This window comes from Niastella caeni, assembly GCF_004834005.1.
In the GTDB taxonomy this organism is placed as follows: domain Bacteria; phylum Bacteroidota; class Bacteroidia; order Chitinophagales; family Chitinophagaceae; genus Niastella; species Niastella caeni.
In genome coordinates this window covers 1,365,729-1,383,836 of record NZ_STFF01000001.1, presented here as the reverse complement: position 1 = coordinate 1,383,836, position 18,108 = coordinate 1,365,729, and the positions used below count along the sequence as shown (strand labels likewise).

Annotated in this window: 20 protein-coding genes; all 20 read left to right on the top strand. The window is 37.7% G+C overall.

Features of this window, described 5'->3' with window-relative positions:
• Positions 1–5 precede the first annotated feature (5 nt).
• The 20 genes from FAM09_RS05400 to FAM09_RS05305 all read left to right on the top strand — a co-directional run bounded on the left by FAM09_RS05400 (position 6) and on the right by FAM09_RS05305 (position 18,099).
• Positions 6–1,082, top strand: coding sequence for a DegT/DnrJ/EryC1/StrS family aminotransferase (locus FAM09_RS05400; RefSeq protein ID WP_136576031.1), 1,077 nt, complete (start codon positions 6–8; stop codon positions 1,080–1,082).
• A complete protein-coding gene (locus tag FAM09_RS05395) occupies positions 1,079–1,816 on the top strand; it encodes a WbqC family protein (protein ID WP_136576030.1) in 738 nt (245 codons plus the stop codon). Before FAM09_RS05400 ends, FAM09_RS05395 begins: the two co-directional genes overlap by 4 nt.
• Positions 1,803–2,030 carry an acyl carrier protein gene (locus tag FAM09_RS05390; RefSeq protein WP_208025483.1) on the top strand — a complete coding sequence of 76 codons (228 nt, stop codon included), beginning with the start codon at positions 1,803–1,805 and terminating at the stop codon, positions 2,028–2,030. Before FAM09_RS05395 ends, FAM09_RS05390 begins: the two co-directional genes overlap by 14 nt.
• On the top strand, positions 2,030–2,776 hold the full coding sequence (locus tag FAM09_RS05385) for an SDR family NAD(P)-dependent oxidoreductase (protein WP_136576028.1): 747 nt from the start codon (positions 2,030–2,032) through the stop codon (positions 2,774–2,776). Before FAM09_RS05390 ends, FAM09_RS05385 begins: the two co-directional genes overlap by 1 nt.
• 4 nt (positions 2,777–2,780) lie before the next feature.
• On the top strand, positions 2,781–4,325 hold the full coding sequence (locus FAM09_RS05380; protein WP_136576027.1) for an AMP-binding protein: 1,545 nt from the start codon (positions 2,781–2,783) through the stop codon (positions 4,323–4,325).
• A gap of 1 nt (position 4,326) precedes the next feature.
• The gene (locus tag FAM09_RS05375; RefSeq protein ID WP_136576026.1) at positions 4,327–5,010 is read left to right on the top strand and encodes a NeuD/PglB/VioB family sugar acetyltransferase; all 684 of its coding nucleotides are present in this window, start codon (positions 4,327–4,329) and stop codon (positions 5,008–5,010) included.
• Complete coding sequence (locus FAM09_RS05370) at positions 5,010–5,786, top strand: GNAT family N-acetyltransferase (protein ID WP_136576025.1); 777 nt, start codon at positions 5,010–5,012, stop codon at positions 5,784–5,786. The genes FAM09_RS05375 and FAM09_RS05370 overlap by 1 nt, the downstream gene beginning before the upstream one ends.
• Positions 5,786–6,796 carry a class I SAM-dependent methyltransferase gene (locus FAM09_RS05365; protein WP_136576024.1) on the top strand — a complete coding sequence of 337 codons (1,011 nt, stop codon included), beginning with the start codon at positions 5,786–5,788 and terminating at the stop codon, positions 6,794–6,796. Before FAM09_RS05370 ends, FAM09_RS05365 begins: the two co-directional genes overlap by 1 nt.
• Before the next feature lie 16 nt (positions 6,797–6,812).
• The gene (locus FAM09_RS05360) at positions 6,813–7,766 is read left to right on the top strand and encodes a sialidase family protein (RefSeq protein WP_136576023.1); all 954 of its coding nucleotides are present in this window, start codon (positions 6,813–6,815) and stop codon (positions 7,764–7,766) included.
• 5 nt (positions 7,767–7,771) lie between these two features.
• Positions 7,772–8,458 carry a class I SAM-dependent methyltransferase gene (locus tag FAM09_RS05355; RefSeq protein WP_136576022.1) on the top strand — a complete coding sequence of 229 codons (687 nt, stop codon included), beginning with the start codon at positions 7,772–7,774 and terminating at the stop codon, positions 8,456–8,458.
• On the top strand, positions 8,455–9,321 hold the full coding sequence (locus FAM09_RS05350) for a glycosyltransferase (protein WP_136576021.1): 867 nt from the start codon (positions 8,455–8,457) through the stop codon (positions 9,319–9,321). Before FAM09_RS05355 ends, FAM09_RS05350 begins: the two co-directional genes overlap by 4 nt.
• A gap of 88 nt (positions 9,322–9,409) precedes the next feature.
• Positions 9,410–10,510, top strand: coding sequence for an acyltransferase family protein (locus tag FAM09_RS05345; RefSeq protein WP_136576020.1), 1,101 nt, complete (start codon positions 9,410–9,412; stop codon positions 10,508–10,510).
• Positions 10,511–10,551: 41 nt separating this feature from the next.
• Positions 10,552–11,493 (top strand): hypothetical protein, encoded by a 942-nt coding sequence (locus tag FAM09_RS05340; protein WP_208025482.1) that lies wholly within the window; start codon positions 10,552–10,554, stop codon positions 11,491–11,493.
• Positions 11,494–11,535: 42 nt separating this feature from the next.
• Complete coding sequence (locus tag FAM09_RS05335; RefSeq protein ID WP_208025481.1) at positions 11,536–12,435, top strand: NAD-dependent epimerase/dehydratase family protein; 900 nt, start codon at positions 11,536–11,538, stop codon at positions 12,433–12,435.
• On the top strand, positions 12,414–13,592 hold the full coding sequence (locus FAM09_RS05330) for a glycosyltransferase family 4 protein (RefSeq protein WP_136576019.1): 1,179 nt from the start codon (positions 12,414–12,416) through the stop codon (positions 13,590–13,592). Before FAM09_RS05335 ends, FAM09_RS05330 begins: the two co-directional genes overlap by 22 nt.
• Positions 13,589–14,728: a glycosyltransferase family 4 protein gene (locus FAM09_RS05325; protein WP_136576018.1), complete on the top strand. Its 1,140-nt coding sequence runs from the start codon at positions 13,589–13,591 to the stop codon at positions 14,726–14,728. The genes FAM09_RS05330 and FAM09_RS05325 overlap by 4 nt, the downstream gene beginning before the upstream one ends.
• Positions 14,729–14,739: 11 nt before the next feature.
• Entirely contained in the window at positions 14,740–15,468 is a 729-nt protein-coding gene (locus tag FAM09_RS05320) for a class I SAM-dependent methyltransferase (protein ID WP_136576017.1), read from the top strand.
• A 14-nt stretch (positions 15,469–15,482) separates the two neighbouring features.
• Positions 15,483–16,703 carry a glycosyltransferase gene (locus FAM09_RS05315; RefSeq protein ID WP_136576016.1) on the top strand — a complete coding sequence of 407 codons (1,221 nt, stop codon included), beginning with the start codon at positions 15,483–15,485 and terminating at the stop codon, positions 16,701–16,703.
• A gap of 2 nt (positions 16,704–16,705) precedes the next feature.
• Positions 16,706–17,320, top strand: a complete 615-nt coding sequence (hisH, locus tag FAM09_RS05310; protein ID WP_136576015.1) for an imidazole glycerol phosphate synthase subunit HisH — start codon at positions 16,706–16,708, stop codon at positions 17,318–17,320.
• A 5-nt stretch (positions 17,321–17,325) separates the two neighbouring features.
• Positions 17,326–18,099 carry an AglZ/HisF2 family acetamidino modification protein gene (locus FAM09_RS05305; protein ID WP_136576014.1) on the top strand — a complete coding sequence of 258 codons (774 nt, stop codon included), beginning with the start codon at positions 17,326–17,328 and terminating at the stop codon, positions 18,097–18,099.
• The last annotated feature ends 9 nt before the right edge of the window (positions 18,100–18,108 follow it).

The following is an 18,108-nucleotide window of genomic DNA, read 5'->3' as shown; positions in this document are numbered from 1 at the left end:
ATAAAATGATAAATGTTACAAAGACATATCTGCCTCCCTTTGAAGAATATATGGCCATTTTGAAAAGGGCCTGGGACAAGGCCTGGATCACCAACAATGGTGAGCTGGTACTGGAGTTAGAAAAAAACCTCAAGGATTATCTTTCTTTAAATAATTTATTCTATTGCACTAATGGGACCATTGTATTACAAATGGCCCTGAAAGCTTTAAATATTACCAAAGAAGTAATAACCACCCCTTTTTCATATGTAGCAACAGTTAATGCATTGTTATGGGAAGGGTGTACGCCTGTATTTGTTGATGTTGATCGGGAAACCCTGTGTATTGATGCCAACAAAATTGAAAACGCTATTACGCCAAATACCCAGGCTATATTGGCAACACACGTTTATGGTATTCCCTGCGATGTTGAAAAAATAGAAGCTATTGCAGCTAAACACAATTTGAAAGTGATATATGATGGAGCACATGCATTTGGCTGTACTTATAAAGGTCGCGCTTTATTAAGTTATGGAGATATATCAACCTGCAGTTTTCATGCAACCAAACTATTCCATACAGTTGAAGGCGGGTGTATCATTTTTAATGATGAGCTGGCTCAAAAACTGTTATTGTACAGGAGCTTTGGCCATATAGGCGATGACTATTATTCAATAGGCATTAATGGTAAAAACTCTGAGTTTCATGCTGCCATGGGTTTGGCAATATTGCCTAAAATGAGTGAAATTCTACAAGAGCGCAAACGGTTATTCTCGGTATACGCTTCTCTTTTACCTGCTGAACTTAAAAGGCCGGCTTTTGAGTTACCTGATTTTGAATATAATTATTCATATTTACCGGTAATATTTGAAACCGAGAAATGCCTGTTGAAGGTTAAGGAAGCCCTTGCAAAAAAGCAAATTAACACCCGCAGATATTTTTATCCCTCACTTAATAAACTGCCACAAACACTACCGCATAAAGTTAATTGCCAAATAGCGGAGGAAATTAGCACCAAAGTACTTTGCCTGCCTGTGTTTCCGGGGTTGGAAGATAAAGATATTGAACTAATTACTACAACTTTAAAAGAGATGCTTTCATGAACATCGCCGTAATGCAGCCTTATGTATTTCCTTATCTGGGATACTATCAACTGGTTGGTGCAGTGGATACGTTCGTTTTTTTTGATGATGTAAATTACATTAACAAAGGCTGGATCAACAGGAATCGCATTCTACAGAATAACGAACCATTTCGATTTACTATACCATTGGTAAAGGCCAGTCAAAACCGGCTGATCAATGAGATCGAGATTGCGGAATATGATAAATGGCGTAAAGATTTTTTAAAACTGCTGGAGTTGAACTATAAGAAGGCGCCAAACTTTTCTTTTTTTTATAAATGGCTGGAGGACTTTTTTTATTCAAAGGAATACCGGTTGATCGGTGAAATAACATCGGACAGTGTTGAGCAAATTGCCAAATTGATGAACCTGCCAACCCGATTCTTACGGTCTTCAGATTTATCATATAAGACAGAAGAAAAACAAAATGGGCAGGATAAAATTTTAAGTATTTGTGACATTTTAAAGGCTGACCAATATATCAATCCTAAGAATGGAGTTGAGATCTATGAAGAAGAGCCGTTCACTGCAAAAAACATCCGGTTGCGATTCATTAACATGGATGATATAAAGTATCACCAGTTTGAAAGGGATAATTTCCAATCTGCGCTGTCGATTATAGATGTGTTGATGTTTGTTGATGTGTCAACCGCTCGCGAACTGCTTAATAAGTATACACTTACAACTAAAATTGGTTATAATGCAATTAGCTAAAGTTTTAAAGGAATCTTTCAACGTGAATGAGTCAGACTTTACTGATGAAACCTTGTTAATGGATTTCGGAGAGTGGGATTCTCTTTCGCACATGTTTTTTATTACGAAACTGGAGGAAGCTTACGGGATAGAGGTGACTGGCGATGAGATCGCATCCATGCAAAAGATCGCAGATATAAAAAAGGTTATCACTTCCAAAGGCAAAGAATTATAATGGATCTTTCTACCGCCCGGGTTTTAATTACTGGAGCAGGCCGTGGTATAGGCCAGTTTATAGCACTTCGTTTGCTTGAAAAGGTTGCCAGTGTTGTTGTCATCGATCGGGATCAGGACCTGTTAAAAAAACTGGAAAGTCATCCACGTTTGATAAAATACACCTGTGATATTACGCAACCTGCCGAAGTTGAATCTACCATACAAGAAATATTTCAGAAACATGGGGGCATAAATGTGTGCATAAACAATGCAGGCATTATACATAGTGAACCACTCATAAACATTTTATCGCGGGGTGATAAAAAGCATAATCTGACCAACTGGCAAAAGGTGATTGATGTGAATTTGAATGCAGTATTTTATGTTACTGCAAATGTTGCTGAGCAAATGGTACTTCATAAGCAAAAAGGTGTGATCATTAATATTAGTTCCATATCAGCACAGGGAAATGTGGGGCAATCTGCGTATGCTGCTTCAAAAGCGGCGGTAGAAGCGCTCTCAAAAACATGGAGTAAGGAATTAGGCATGTTTAAGATAAGGTGTGTTTCTGTTGCGCCAGGCTTTTTTGAAACGCCTTCTACCCGTGAAAGCCTAAGCGAAAATATGTTGGCGAAATGGCAAAAAAGCGTTCCGCTGGGCCGGTTGGGAGCGCTCGATGAATTACTTTCTGCCATGACTTTCATTATTGAAAACGATTATTTTAACGGAAAAACACTGTCTTTGGATGGTGGGCTGACTATTTAAGCATATGCATTATCAATACAATCTTGGCCTTGGATTCTATAATATAGCTGAAAAGCATCAAAGCAAAACTGCATTAAGATATCCTGATGGTGCTAGTTATTCATACGCTGAAATAAATCAGCTTTCGAATCAAATTGCCCGATTTTTAATACAGAACAACTTATCAGCAGGCGATGTGGTAGCTATATTTAATGAAAAATCTGTATTTGCATATTCGCTAATGCTGGCCTGTTTAAAAACAGGCATTATATATACTAACCTGGATGTTTCGAGTCCATGGGCGCGTATTGAAAAGATCTTAAATACCTGTTTGCCTAAAGCTGTTTTTTTCGATAGAGAGGAAAGCGAAACGATTGGAGCTTTTAAGAAATCATTTTCAAAAACACCCGTATTCGTTTTAGAGCATGATGATATTAAATCGAAGATCTCAGCTTTAAACAAAGATAATTTTCAGGAAACTTCCGTTGTACACGGAAGCACGCCGGCTTATATCATGTTTACGTCCGGATCAACCGGTTTTCCCAAAGGTGCTGTTATGACCCATAATAACGTACTGAATTTTATTCAATGGGGAAAACAAACTTTTGATGTAACGCCCGAAGATGTATTTACTAATGCCAACCCTATTTACTTTGACAATTCGGTATTTGATTTTTACACATCTTTATATAATGGAGCAACGCTTGTGCCCTTATCACATGAACTGGTGAAAAATGCACGGCAACTGGTACAGGCCATAAACCAATCGGCGTGTACTATCTGGTTTTCGGTTCCCTCCTTATTGGTATACCTGCTTACTACAAAAGCACTCAGTAAGAATGATTTCCCTTCTATAAAACGTATTTCCTTTGGCGGTGAAGGATTTCCAAAAAATAAACTGAAGCAGTTATATGATATGTTCAATGACCGTATAACTTTATATAATGTATATGGTCCTACTGAATGCACATGTATCTGTTCTTCTTACATAATCAATGCGGCTGACTTTGATAATATGAATGAGCTGGCCCCGCTTGGAAATATTGCTCCTAACTTCGGTTATGAGATCATTCCGATTGACGCAGAAAATGAAAATTTCGGTGAACTGGCCCTTATTGGGCCTTGTGTTGGTGCCGGGTACTACAATGACTTTGAAAGAACAAGTAAGTCGTTTGTACAAAATCCGAAAAGCAAGTACAATCAGTTGATGTATAAAACCGGCGATGTGGTTGAAAAAGGAAGCAATGGATATCTCTATTTTAGAGGCCGTATCGATAACCAGATCAAACATATGGGTTATCGAATAGAACTGGAAGAAGTTGAAGCCGCTTTCAGCACACTTGATTACGTAGATGAAATAGGTGTTGTGTATGAAAAGATCAGTGCAGAACTGGGCCAGATAAAAGCGTTTGTGAGCCTTGCAGACAAGAATAAAGATACCGCCACCCTGATGGCTGACATTAAAAAACTATTACCGCCTTATATGGTACCACGCAACATTACCATTTTGGATGTGTTGCCCAAGAATGCTAATGGCAAAATAGATCGCAAACAACTGTCAAATCTCTAATATGCAAAAGCAACTGGTTATTTTCGGGATCGGTAAAATTGCAGAAGTGGTATATTATTATGCCAAAGAAGAATGTGGGTTTTCAATCGCTTGTTTTTGTGTTGATGAAAAATATAGAACTATACCCACTTTCCAGGATTTACCGGTAGTAGCCTTCGAAGAGGTGGCAAAAAATTATCCACCCGATCGGTATGATATGTTCGTGGCAGTAGGCTATCACGACCTGAACCGGTTACGTGAAACGAAATGCAGGGAAGCAATGGAAAAAGGATATGCACTGGCGTCCATTATCAGTCCGCGCGCTAATTTGCCATTAAACGTAACAACCGGTTGGAATTGTTTTATTATGCCTCCCGCTGTAATTCATCCCTGCGTACGTATTGCAAATAATGTATTCATTTGGAGTGGGGCAATGGTAGGACATCATTCAGTTATTGAAGATAATTGCTGGCTTACTTCCTGCTGTAATATTTCTGGTAATGTACATATTGGCGCCAATACATTTTTAGCAGTGAATGCTACAGTTGGGCATAGTGTAACGCTTGGGAAAAATTGTTTTTTAGGCGCGAATACGCTTGTTATAAAAAATCTGGAAGATGATAAGGTAGTTATAGCCGAGGCCCAAAAGCCATTGCGATTAACCAGTAACCAGTTTTTAAGAATGTCGAACTTTTCATCTCTGTAATGTTGAAGGAGATAAAGTTCAGCGATCATCCTGTCAATATCGTTTCAAAGTTTCCTTTAATTAATGCGGTAGTGTCAAATCTGCAGGAAGGAAGGATCTTTGGTGATGAAAGGGAAACATTTTATTTTGTTTTTCATAAAGCTGCGTTTTCTTATTTGACAATTAGTGATAGGGCCAACTATCCCGATTTATTGTCCTTCTTTCTACAGTCAGGTGAATTACCTATTTATTTCCATATATACGATACGCCCGCCGATTTAATTGATTTTTGTGAAGCGCATAATGATAAGATCAATATAAGGGTAAGAAAAAGGATTCAATTAAAATATCTGGATATAAAACCGCCGGATCAAAAAGTGGCAGTGCCGCATGGATTTTCTGTAGTGAAAATCGATAATTCAAATTTTGATGATCTTTCAGCTTTTAATCTTTCATTATCTGATAAATTTTGGAGATCAAAACAGGATTTTTTAAATAACGGATTTGGGTTTGTAGTAAATAACGAAGCCGGCATTCCTGTTTCAATCTGTTATGCAGCCTGTGTCGCCAATAACGCAGCAGAGATTGATGTAGCAACCCTGCCTGCATATCAAAAACAAGGATTGGCCAGGCTGGTAGTGGCCAAATTTGTAGCGTATTCACTAGATAACGGTATTATACCGAATTGGGACTGTTTTGAGGAAAATTACGGGTCCTTAAAAACAGCAGAAAGCCTGGGTTTCAGGTATAGCTGTACATATAACTTCTTATCTATTTTCAATAAAACAAAAAAGTAATGAAACGGAATGATGCCAATGTTTATAGGTGTCCCTGTTGTCTTTCTTCATTATCACTGATTTCCATTAAGGAAGAAGGTGATAATGTTATAAATGGCAAATTGCGGTGTGATAATAATCATGAGTTCGCCATTGAGAACAGTTTGCCAGATTTTACATGGCCCAAAGAACTGGCCAATATCGATCAGCAAACGAAAGACCTGTACAATAAACTGGCGGAAGAGTATGATAAATTTGCCAGCATCCCATTTCAAACTTTCCATACAAGTGAAGAGGAAGTGCGTAAGGATATGACTAATAGATTGAACTTGCAGTCAGACAACAAAGTATTGGAAATAGGTGGCGGAGATGGCCGCGGTGCTCTTCATATTGTAAAAAGGCTCAGCAAAAACGCCAGGCTGTACTTTCAGGAGTTATCACCGGCTTTCCTTGCCAAAGCTCATGAAAGATTAAAAGAACATGAAGATATAATTGAGTATTCAATAGCAAATGCCAGCTATCTTTCCTTTCCGGATAATTATTTCGATGCAGCGCTGCATTTCGGAGGCATCAATACTTTTTCAGAAGTTGAAAGATGTTTGAAGGAGTTGGCCAGGGTCGTAAAGCCTGGCGGAAAGGTAGTAGTAGGTGATGAGGGAATTGGACCGTGGTTGCGTAATACTGAGTTTGGGAAAGTTATGATCAATTCTAACCCACTTATCGGTTATGAAGTGCCATTTAAATCACTTCCTGTAGAAGCAAGGAATGTTAAGGTAGAATGGATCATGATGGGAGCATTCTTTTTACTTGAATTCACTGTAGGAGATGGTGAACCTAAAGCCAATTACCATATTCCAATTCCAAGTGAGCGGGGCGGAACGCATTGGAAGAGGTATTATGGCAACCTTGAAGGAATATCTGATGAGGCAAAAAAACTCGCACACGAAGCACGTAAAAGATCAGGAAAAGGAATGTCTGAATGGCTGGAAGAAGTGGTAGTGAGTGCAGCAAAAAAGCAATTGGAAAAATAATAATTAAATAAGAATGTTGAAATGGAGAAAGCTGGGTCAGATCTTTGATCCTACCAGGCATCAGAAAGATTGGATGCATCATTACTCTCAAAATCCTAATGTTCTTGAATTAGAAGACAGGTTAAGAATTTATTTTACTACGAGACCCCAAAGAGACGAATTTGGTAATTGCGTAAGTAATACGGCATATGCGGATTTTGAAAAGAAGGAGCCTTTCAAGTTAATTGAAGTTGCCGAAAAACCTGTATTGAATTTAGGCGGGCCTGGAGATTTTGATGAATTTGGAATTATGCCTGGATCGGTTATAAATATGAAGGACAGAAACGAGATATGGCTATACTACGTTGGCTGGACTCGTATGCATTCAGTGCCGTATAAATGGTCAAACGGATTGGCAATCAGTAAGGATAATGGTAAAACATTTGAACGGTATGCAAAGGGGCCAATCATGGGTGCTACTTTCTCTGATCCTTATCTCCAGGCATGCCCAAGAGTAAAGCGATTAAGTAAGGATAGTTTTATTATGTGGTACAATTCGGGAACTGAATGGAATTTACTCGAGGACCATTATGAATCTGTATATATAACCCGGTTTGCAACCTCAAGCGACGGAATTCATTGGTCGGAAGAAAATAGACAAGTGATCCCTACAATTGTTCCCAAAGAATGTCAAACCAGCGCAAGCTTTATAAATTTTGACAATAAAAATCACATTTTCTTTTCTTACCGGCATGGATTGAATTTTCGCAATAAGGAAAACGGATATAGAATTGGCTACGCATTTGGCGAAAACTATGTGGATTGGATCCGTGCTGATGAAATGAGTGATCTCACTATTTCAGATGCGGGGTGGGATGCTGAAATGGTATGCTATCCCCATGTAGTTGAATTAAATGGTAAAATATACATGTTTTACTGCGGTAACAATTTTGGCCAAAATGGATTTGGAGTTGCAGTATTAGAAAAATAATTTTTATGGAAAACGTACAAGAAACCTACACCAATTTTCATAAAAAGGTCAGCTCACAACATATTTATCCAACTGAATGGGTTATAAGAACCTTTTTAGGTAAATATCCTGATCTTAATTTGGACAAAACCAAATATCCCAATGCAAAATTGCTCGATCTGGGTTTTGGTGATTGCAGAAATATGCCTTTACTGAACAACTGCAATTTTGATATTCATGGGGTAGAGATCACAGATGATATTCTCAACATGGCCGGGGAAAAGCTTAATACCCTTGGCATTGAGGCCACTTTGAAACGCGGTGTTAGTGCCAGCATCCCATTTGAGAACAGTTATTTTGATTATTTACTTGCCTGCCATTCATGTTACTATGTAGATAAAGGCACTAGCTTCAATGACAATATCAGGGAGATTCACCGTGTACTAAAATCAGGCGGTACTTTTATTGCTTCATTACCCGCTCCGGATAATTTTATTTTAAAGGATTGTATTAAGCTTGAGGATGGCCATGTTTTGATCACGAATGATATATATAACTTAAGGAACGGTTATATATTCAGAACCTTTGAAAATGAGGAGGAGATAAGGCAAACGTTCTCCCCTTATTTTAAAAACATTGCAATTTGCAAATGCATGGATAATTTTTGGGGCGTTCAAATTAATTTTTTCATTATTGCATGTGAAAAAATATGACAGATCAGGAAGGTTATTTGCTTGATATTCCAATGTGCGTGTATAACCATGAAAAATTTATAGCGCAAACTATTGAGGGTGTCTTAAGACAAAAGACAGATTTTAAGTACAGATTAATTATCGGTGAAGATTGTTCTACTGATGCAAGCCGGCCTATCATTGAAAAATATCTCAGGTCATATCCAGATAAGCTGAAGGTTTTTTTTCATGAAAAGAATGTAGGGCCATATGTTAACAGTAAAGTGGTATGGAAAGAGTGTGTATCAAAATATGTTGCGCTTTGCGACGGGGACGATTATTGGTGTGATGATACCAAACTGCAGACCCAGGTAGATATTCTTGAAAAGCACCCTGAATATGTTGGTTGTTTTCACAATACGGAAGAGCGGTATGAAGATGATGATACAGCCTCCTTTTTGTATTGCAATTACCCTACAGCCAGAACAATTTCTTTTAATGATCTCAGCTTTGAAAATGTTATACCCACATGCTCAATAGTATATCGTAACCAATTATTTGGCGATTTTCCTGAATGGCATAGTAAGCTAAAAATGGGTGATTGGCCGCTGCATTTATTAAATGCCCAGTATGGTGATTTTTGGTATCTGCCAAAAGTAATGGGTGTGCACAGAATACATTCAAATGGTATATGGACTCTACAGGAAAGAGAGCGGATGAGGCAATATATAATTGAAGCATATAATTATATGATCGAAGGATTTGCTCACAATAAAATCTTGCAAAAACAGCTAATGTTAGCAAAAGATCGTTTTATGAACCCACCTAACTCCCTGTCTCCTACACTAGCCAGACGAGGAATCAACTTTGTTAAACGAATTGCAAAAAAATCAGGCCGAAAATGACTCTTTAATAAATGGTGATTTGCATATTCTTCATATACAAGTGACAATAAGTTAGCCCGACAATAAAAAATATTCATTCTTTAATACAATGCAGGAAAATTCGGTAACCGGCAATTACATTCTACAATTAGATGGCCTTAGATTTTTTGCAGTTGGCGGTGTAATGAGCGGGCATTGGCTTAATATTTCATATTTAAAAAATATTAATCCTTTTTTTGCCTCGGCTGGAGTTAACCTTTTTTTTGTATTGAGCGGGTTCTTGATAACCCAAATTCTTTTGCAAGTAAAGAAAAATGGAGTTTCAACGCCGTTGGCTTTGAAACAATTTTATATAAGGCGATTTCTACGAATATTTCCATTATATTATTTTGTCATCTTTGCCGGAAGATTAATAAAAATACCAACCAGTGAAACTCATTTTATCTGGTTTTTTACCTATACTACTAATATCCTTTGTACAATAAATTCCGGTCAATGTGGCTTCTTCACCCATCTTTGGTCATTAGCAGTTGAAGAACAGTTTTATATTGTATTTCCGTTTGTAATTCTATTCGTTCCTTTAAGATTGATCCTAAAATCGTTTTATATAATTATTGGTCTCGCTTTTTTAAGTAAGGTTTTTGTGTTCTTTTTCTTAAGGCAATACGAATGGGCTTCTTACTCACTAACTCCATGTTGTTTTGATTGTTTCGGTATAGGGTCAATTCTTGCCTTTTATAAAATATTTTCACCCGAGAAATTGCAGGAACTTTTAAAAAGAAAATATTTATTTTTTCTTTTTTTAGCTATTGCTGTAGGCCTTTACACCGTATCATTTTTGGGTTCCACTTATACTTTTTTTTCCAGTGTTTTTTATAGACTTACCTATTCAATTTTTTGTTTTTGGCTAATAGGAGTTGCCAGTACTACTTCATTCAAAGGTGTTTTCAAGTACATTCTGGAAAATAAAATCATTACCTATCTGGGAAAAATAAGTTACGGCATTTACGTTTATCACCATTTTATGCCTTATTTATTTAGTTATATCGGCTGGGATGAAAACCATTCACTATTGACCAATTCGATAATATATTTTTTAACAACCGTTTTGATATCGACTTTATCCTGGTTTCTCTTTGAAAAACCAATCAATGATTTAAAGAGATATTTTGATTATACCAGGCCAACAGAACTAAAGACGGCAGTATAAAGAAAATCAAAAAAGATACTAGGGTATTCAAATAGTCATAAATGATGAAAAAATTTTTTCGGAAGCTAAGACAAAGAAATAACGACGTTAGTCAAATACCGGAGATATACAATTTATTGACAAATGATCTGAAAAGCAGCAAGGTTAACCTTGGCCAGATCCAGTCGTCGTTGAATGCACAAAAATCATCTATAACAAGTCTTTCCGAAGTTGAATTTCAGGTATTTTCTCAATGGGGTGATGATGGTATAATTCAATATCTGATAAATAAAATCGACATTCCAAATAAAACATTTATCGAGTTTGGTGTCGAAAATTACACAGAAGCAAATACCCGCTTTTTATTAATAAATAATAACTGGACAGGCCTGATCATAGATGGTGATCCTGAAAATATTCAATACGCAAAAAGAGATGTTATATCATGGGCTTGTGAGCTGTATGCTGAACAGGCATTTATAACTGCTGAAAATATCAATAGCTTATTGAAAAAACCCGAATTTGATGCGGAAGTAGGCATTTTGAGCGTTGACATTGATGGAAATGATTATTGGGTTTGGAAAGCGATAGATTGTATTAATCCCATAATAGTAATTGTTGAATACAATAGTGTTTTTGGACGTAATACTTCCTGGACTGTTCCTTATGACCCATCTTTTGTACGGTCAGAAAAACATTCGTCTTTATTGTATTATGGTGCTTCATTAAAAGCCCTGTATACTTTAGGCAAAGAAAAAGGCTATAGCTTTATCGGATGCAATAGCAAAGGAAATAATGCCTATTTTATCAGAAATGACAAACTTGGGCAGTTTAAACCTCTTACCGCTGATGAGGGGTATGTGAAATCTAAAATTCGTGAAGCTGTCATAAATGGAGAACGGGTTACAGGAGATAAACGATTAAAGACGATAGAAGGTCTGGAGGTTTACGATATACAAGAGAACCGAACACTAAAGATTGATAGTGCTCTTGTGAAATATTAATTTTCCGGTTTTACCTTTTTTATTAAAGACTGATGCATATACATGATTAAGCTGCTGGTTCTTGGCTCAGAAGGGTTTATTGGCAGCCATGCTGTACAATATTTTCGTTCAGAAGGCTATTCTGTAACATGCGCCGATATTGTTTTGAAAGCAGAGCCGGACTATCTATTGATAAATCCTGAACTTCCGGATTTTTCGTCTATATTCAGAAACCAGGTTTTTGATGTTTGCATCAATGCAACAGGTGCTGCCAATGTTCAGTTGTCTTTTCAATATCCGGCACTGGACTATATGATCAATACTGTTAACGTATACAATATTTTAGACAGTATCAGGCAATATAACCCCGGTTGTAAATTTATAAATCTTAGTAGTGCTGCGGTATATGGCAATCCTGCTTCATTGCCCATTAAAGAAACGCATGCTATTCAGCCGTTATCGCCTTATGGGTTTCATAAATGGTATAGTGAACAGATCTGTAAACAATTTCACTTACAGCATAATTTGTTCACCATTAGCTTGCGAATATTCTCTGCATATGGCGAAGGGTTGAAAAAGCAATTATTCTGGGATTTGCATAAAAAGATCTCAAACAGCAGCGATTCCATCGAAATGTTTGGCACCGGGAAGGAGTCGAGAGATTTTATTTATGTTGGTGATATAATGCAGGCTATAAAATATATTATCGATAAAGAAAAGTTTGATGGCAAGGCTATTAATGTAGCCAGTGGAAAAGAAGTTACAATAGAAGAAGTGGTGTATACCTTTTTAAAGGTTTTTAAAAGGGATATAAAAATTCGTTTTACAGGCAATACTAAAATTGGCGACCCGTTAAACTGGCGTGCAGATATAACCGCTTTACAGGCCCTGGGATTTCAACCAGGAACCGATCTGCAAAGCGGCATTCAAAAAATTGCAATATGGCTGAAAAACCAGAACTAATAGTTTTTAGCCAGTATAAGCTGGGAGGAGTTCAAAATTTCTATTATAACCTTTTATCAAATGATCCATATCAGGCTTTTGATAAGAAGTGGATATTTTCTGACGACGTCAATAGCGACGATCCAAAACTGCCAGCTCTTTTTAATTGTTGCGAAGAAATTGTTTTTCCGTTGCAGCAAACACCAGGAGAGGATGCCTATATAAGAGCTTCACGATTAGAAAAGCTGATCTCTGAAAGAGCCGGTGCTGTTCTTACCAACTTTGACCTTGAACTTAGCACGCTGCATCTTCATCGCAGGAACAACAAAACAATTTTTTTTATTTGCCACGATGAGTGGTACTTAAGCAGGGCTGTGCGATTTGATTTTTTGATAGATGTATTTATCGCACACAATATTGAGTTTTATAACCGTCTTCGCAGCTTGCTGCCTAAACGTAAAAATGATGTTTACTATCTACCTTATGGTGTGAATATTCCTTCAATACAAAGGAAGCCCAATGTAGATAAGGAATTAAAGATAGTAATAGCGGCCAGGCTGCAGCCGGAAAAAGGGACCAATGATCTTCCAGTTATCAATCGCCTTTTACAGGAGCAGGGCATTACTGTAAAATGGACCATCATTGGGAACGGACCAGAGAAAACCTATTTGCAGCAAGAGCTAAAAGATAACGCCGAGTTTTTTACTTTTTCTAAAAACCAGGAAGTAGTAAATGAAATGGCGAATAATGATATATTCATTTTGCCATCAAGGCTTGACGGGTTACCCGTGGCAATGCTTGAAGCAATGAGCGTAGGTTGTGTTCCGGTTATTTCAAAATTTAACGAAGGAATTACAGCCGTAGTAACAAATGATATAGGATACGTGTTGCCCGTGGGTGATAATAATGCATTTGCCAGCGCGATAGCTGAACTGCATTATAACCGGCAGGAGCTGGAAACAAAAAGTAAAGCTGCCTTACGGCTGATCAATGAAAAATATGAGGTTAAAGAAAGATCAAAAGAATACTTTGATCTTTTTCTGCGGTATAAAGAATTGAAAAAGAAAAAAAGATTGAAGATCCCAAACTATGGAAGCGGTTATCTGAGCCATCCATGGATCCCTGCCATAGCAAGTAAAACGCTAAGAAAAATAAGAAAAGTACTTTCAGAAAAATGAAAATTGCGTATATAACCACCATAAGAGGTGTGCCCTGGGGAGGAAGTGAGGAGTTGTGGTATACAAGCGCATTGGAAGCCATCAAACGAAACTATGAGGTAGGTGTATTCGTTTATAAGTGGGATGAAGACCCACTCCCAATTAAAAACCTTGAGGAAAAGGGAGCCATGGTCTTTAAAAGGCCCAGGTTTTCATCGTTTGGTAAAAGGTTGATTAATTGGGTATCGGAAAAATTACATATCTCCAAACCCAACTCTTTGAACCCGTATAAAGAGGTAGTAAGTTTTAATCCCGATATTATTATTATAACTGATGGCATTTATTATACGGCTGATGATCCCTGGCTGCGTAGTACGTTGAAGAACTTCAAAAAGAAATATATTATTGTGTCGCAGGGGAACGGTCCTTACTTCAAACCCCAAGATCGTGCGGAGACTATAACGCTTTTTGAAGATGCCAAATATGTAATGTTTGTAGCTGAGCAAAACCGACGGCTCACATTTCACCAGTTAGCATATGAATTGTCGAACAGTTTTGTTATTCAAAACCCCGTAAAGCTAAACATATTTGAACCGATACCGTTGCCTGCTGTGAATACCACTATTCATTGTGCTGCAGTAGGAAGGTTTCTTGTCAGCGATAAGGGGCAGGATATGCTGGTAGCTATGATGGCCGAACCCTACTGGAAAAATTCGAATATCATCATCCATCTTTATGGTAAAGGAGAAGATGCAGCGTACCTGACCGATTTGATTAAATATTATAACGTTGCAGAAAAAGTAATCATTGAACCATATACCGATATAAGCAGTATTTGGCAGAAATGTCATTGCCTGCTCATGCCTTCCTTGCTGGAAGGCACTCCGCTTACTTTACTTGAAGCATTGGTGCTTGGACGTGTTTGTATAGTTACAAGGGTAGGCGGGAACGACGAATGGGTAATTGATGGAGTTAATGGGTATATTGTTGAAGCACCTACACAGTCCATGTTTTCTGAAAAGCTTAAACAGGCAATATCGGAGAAGGAAAAGTGGCCCCAAATAGCCGCCGAAGCTCACAGATCAGTAATGGCAAAACTGGATAAGAACCCGGGTATCACTTTATTGGATAAAGCTATAAATAGCTATTCCGCTTAAATATTTTATATATGAGAGATTGGCGTCAGACAGCCTTTTTCCTTGATTTGTTTCTCAATAATAGTACACTGGATATATATTATATCAGGCGTTCCATACTTAACAGCATAGAGGAAAATCTCGATAAATTTCATGGTGTCTTTCTTGATTTGGGTTGTGGCGATATGCCTTACAAACCTTTACTGCTTTCAAATAAGACCAAAATAGAGAAGTATATAGGAATTGATATTGCTTCAGGAAAAATAGATTATGACATAAAGCCTGATTACTTCTGGGATGGCAATAAAATTCCATTAGCTGATGCATCGGTAGATTGTGTAATGTCGACAGAAGTTTTTGAACATTGTCCGGATCTGCTATCTGTAATGAAAGAGATAAAAAGAGTATTAAAACCCGGAGGCTTTGTTTTTTTTACAGTTCCTTTTTTATGGCCTCTGCATGAAGTTCCTTATGATGAGTTTAGGTATACGCCTTATTCGTTAGAGAGAATTATAAGAAATGCAGGATTCGATAAAGTTTCTCTTAAACCTACAGGTGGATGGAATGAGAGCCTGGGACAAATGTTGGGTTTATGGGTAACACGATCACCTATGAATTTTCATCTGCGAAAAGTTCTTAAAGTATTATTTTGGCCATTAGTTTGGTTGCTGGTAAGAAAAAGAAAAAAGAAGAAAACTATTGTTTTTGAAGACTCGATGATGATAACCGGTATAACAGGTACAGCCTATAAAGGTGAATAGGTTAATATATAAGCATGAATTTAATTTATTTCACTTCTTCATATCCTTATGGCCTCGGTGAACAATGGAAGGCTAATGAACTAAATGAATTAATCAATCATTTTGATAACATTATCGTAGTTCCTTACTCATACGGAGGCAACCATAATAACCCTAAACCATTGCCTAAGGGTGTACATTTGGAAGGCCCTTTGCTTCCTGAAGAGCAGTTGAAGTCATCTAAAAAAGACCTATTAAAGATCTTTCTACATAAGCACAGAGGGACTTTCTTAAAAGAATTTATCCGAAAAAAAGTATATACCAGCAAATCACGGTTTATTAGTTGGTTTAGTAGTACACTAAACGTTATCAGGTTACTGAAGCACCCGCTTGTTCAAAAACTCGAATCTAACGCGGATAAGAATACAGTTTTTTATTTTTATTGGGGGAAGGGTTCGTGTGAAATATTACCCTTTATAAATAACCGGCGATTATACAAAAGCTTTGTACGAATGCACCGGTACGATTTGTTTGAATACGAGAATAACAATTATATTCCTTATCGTAGTGCACTGTTGAATAGCGCTTCGGTCATTGCGCCTTCTTCACTGGCCGGGAAACAACATTTGCAGCAACTATATCCCCGGGTTAGTGCAAATGTGGAGGTATTCAGGTGTGGTACTATAAGCAACAACAAGCTAAGCAGTGCCTCACAGGATGGTATTTTACGGGTGGTAAGCTGTTCATTATTATCACCGGTAAAAAGAGTGCATGTGATGATTGAAAGCCTGCGGCATATTCAGGTTCCAATTATTTGGCATCATGTGGGAGATGGCCAACTTCGTGATGAACTGGAAACCCTGGCCAGAAAGCTTGGGGTAGAGGATAAATTTATTTTCGAAGGCATGATGGATAGCAGACGCGTGTTGAATTTTTATACTGAAAACTCGTTTGATCTGTTTGTAAATGTGAGCGCCAGCGAAGGAGTGCCTTTTTCAATTATGGAAGCTTTTTCGGTAGGTATTCCTGTTATGGCTACGGATGTTGGCGGTACCGGAGAAATAGTAAATGAGCAGGTAGGTATGCTTTTACCTGCAGAAATTACCGGGGTAGTACTGGCAAAGAAGATAACAGATTTTTATAATCTTTCAACTGAGCAAAAGCAGGGCATGCGCCGGGAATGTTATAATCAATATATTATTAACTGGAATGCCGAAAAACTGGCAAACGCGCTGGCGGTTTTTCTTAAAGCATAGCTATGATTGCGATTTTAGATTATGGAATTGGAAATGTTTCTTCTATACGCAATATGCTAAAGAAGATTGGCGTACCGGCTACTATCACCGCCGACCTGGCAGTTATTGAACAGGCTAAAAAGCTGATATTGCCGGGCGTGGGGCATTTTGACTACTGCATGAACCAGTTGAAAGCCGCTCCGTTTTACGACCTCTTGCAACAGCAGGTAATAAATAATAAAGTTCCTGTTTTGGGTGTTTGCGTGGGTTGCCAAATGCTTATGGAATCGAGTGAGGAAGGAAATGAAAACGGATTAGGATGGCTTAAAGGTAAAGTGATCAGGTTCAAAAAAGATCAATTACCTGCCGGCTTTAAAATACCACACATGGGATGGAATGATGTTCACCCTGCTGCAAAGAACGGCTTATACGCTGGTTTTGAAACGCCACGATTTTATTTTGTGCATTCTTATCACCTGGTTTGTGACGAGGCCACTGTTGTTTCAGCTACAGCACAATATGGATATGAGTTTACTGCATCGGTACAACAGGATAATATAATGGGTGTACAGTTCCATCCTGAAAAAAGTCACCGCTTTGGAATGAAGTTGTATGAGAACTTTGTAAAAAATTTCTGATTGGTATGAAACGAGTTCGTGTAATACCTGTTTTACTGTTGAAAGGAGAAGGCCTGGTAAAATCGGTACAGTTTAAAAATCATAAATACGTAGGCGATCCTATTAATGCAGTAAAAATATTTAATGAAAAAGAAGTAGATGAACTCGCATTGATAGATATTTCGGCTACCAGGGAAGGAAAGAAGCCCGACCTGAACAAGATAGCTGAAATTGCCGGCGAAGCATTTATGCCCTTATCGTATGGTGGTGGAATTACTGATATTAAAGAAGTTAAAGACATTCTTTTTAATGGCATTGAAAAGGTCATTATTAATAAAAGTGCATTCACTCAACCTTCTTTTATTTCCAGGATTGCAGAGCGTTTCGGCAGTCAGAGCGTGGTAGTGAGTATTGATGTGAAAAAAAATGTATGGGGTAAGTATAATGTTTATATAAATAATGGTACTGAAAACACCAAAAAGAATCCGGTAGATTATGCATGCGAATGTGAAAAACTGGGCGCAGGAGAGATTCTGCTGAATGTAATTGAAAGAGACGGGACCTATAAAGGATTTGATATTGATATTGTACAACAGATAAGCCGCGCGGTAAATATACCGGTAGTTGCCTGTGGTGGTGCCGGCTCATTAACAGATTTCAAACAGGCCATTGTTGAAGGCGGAGCCTCTGCTGTAGCAGCAGGAAGCATGTTCGTTTTTCAACGGCCTCACAATGCTGTATTAATTAGTTATCCTTCGCAAACTGATTTAATGACACAGCTATATAATTCCATAACATAAAGCTATTTT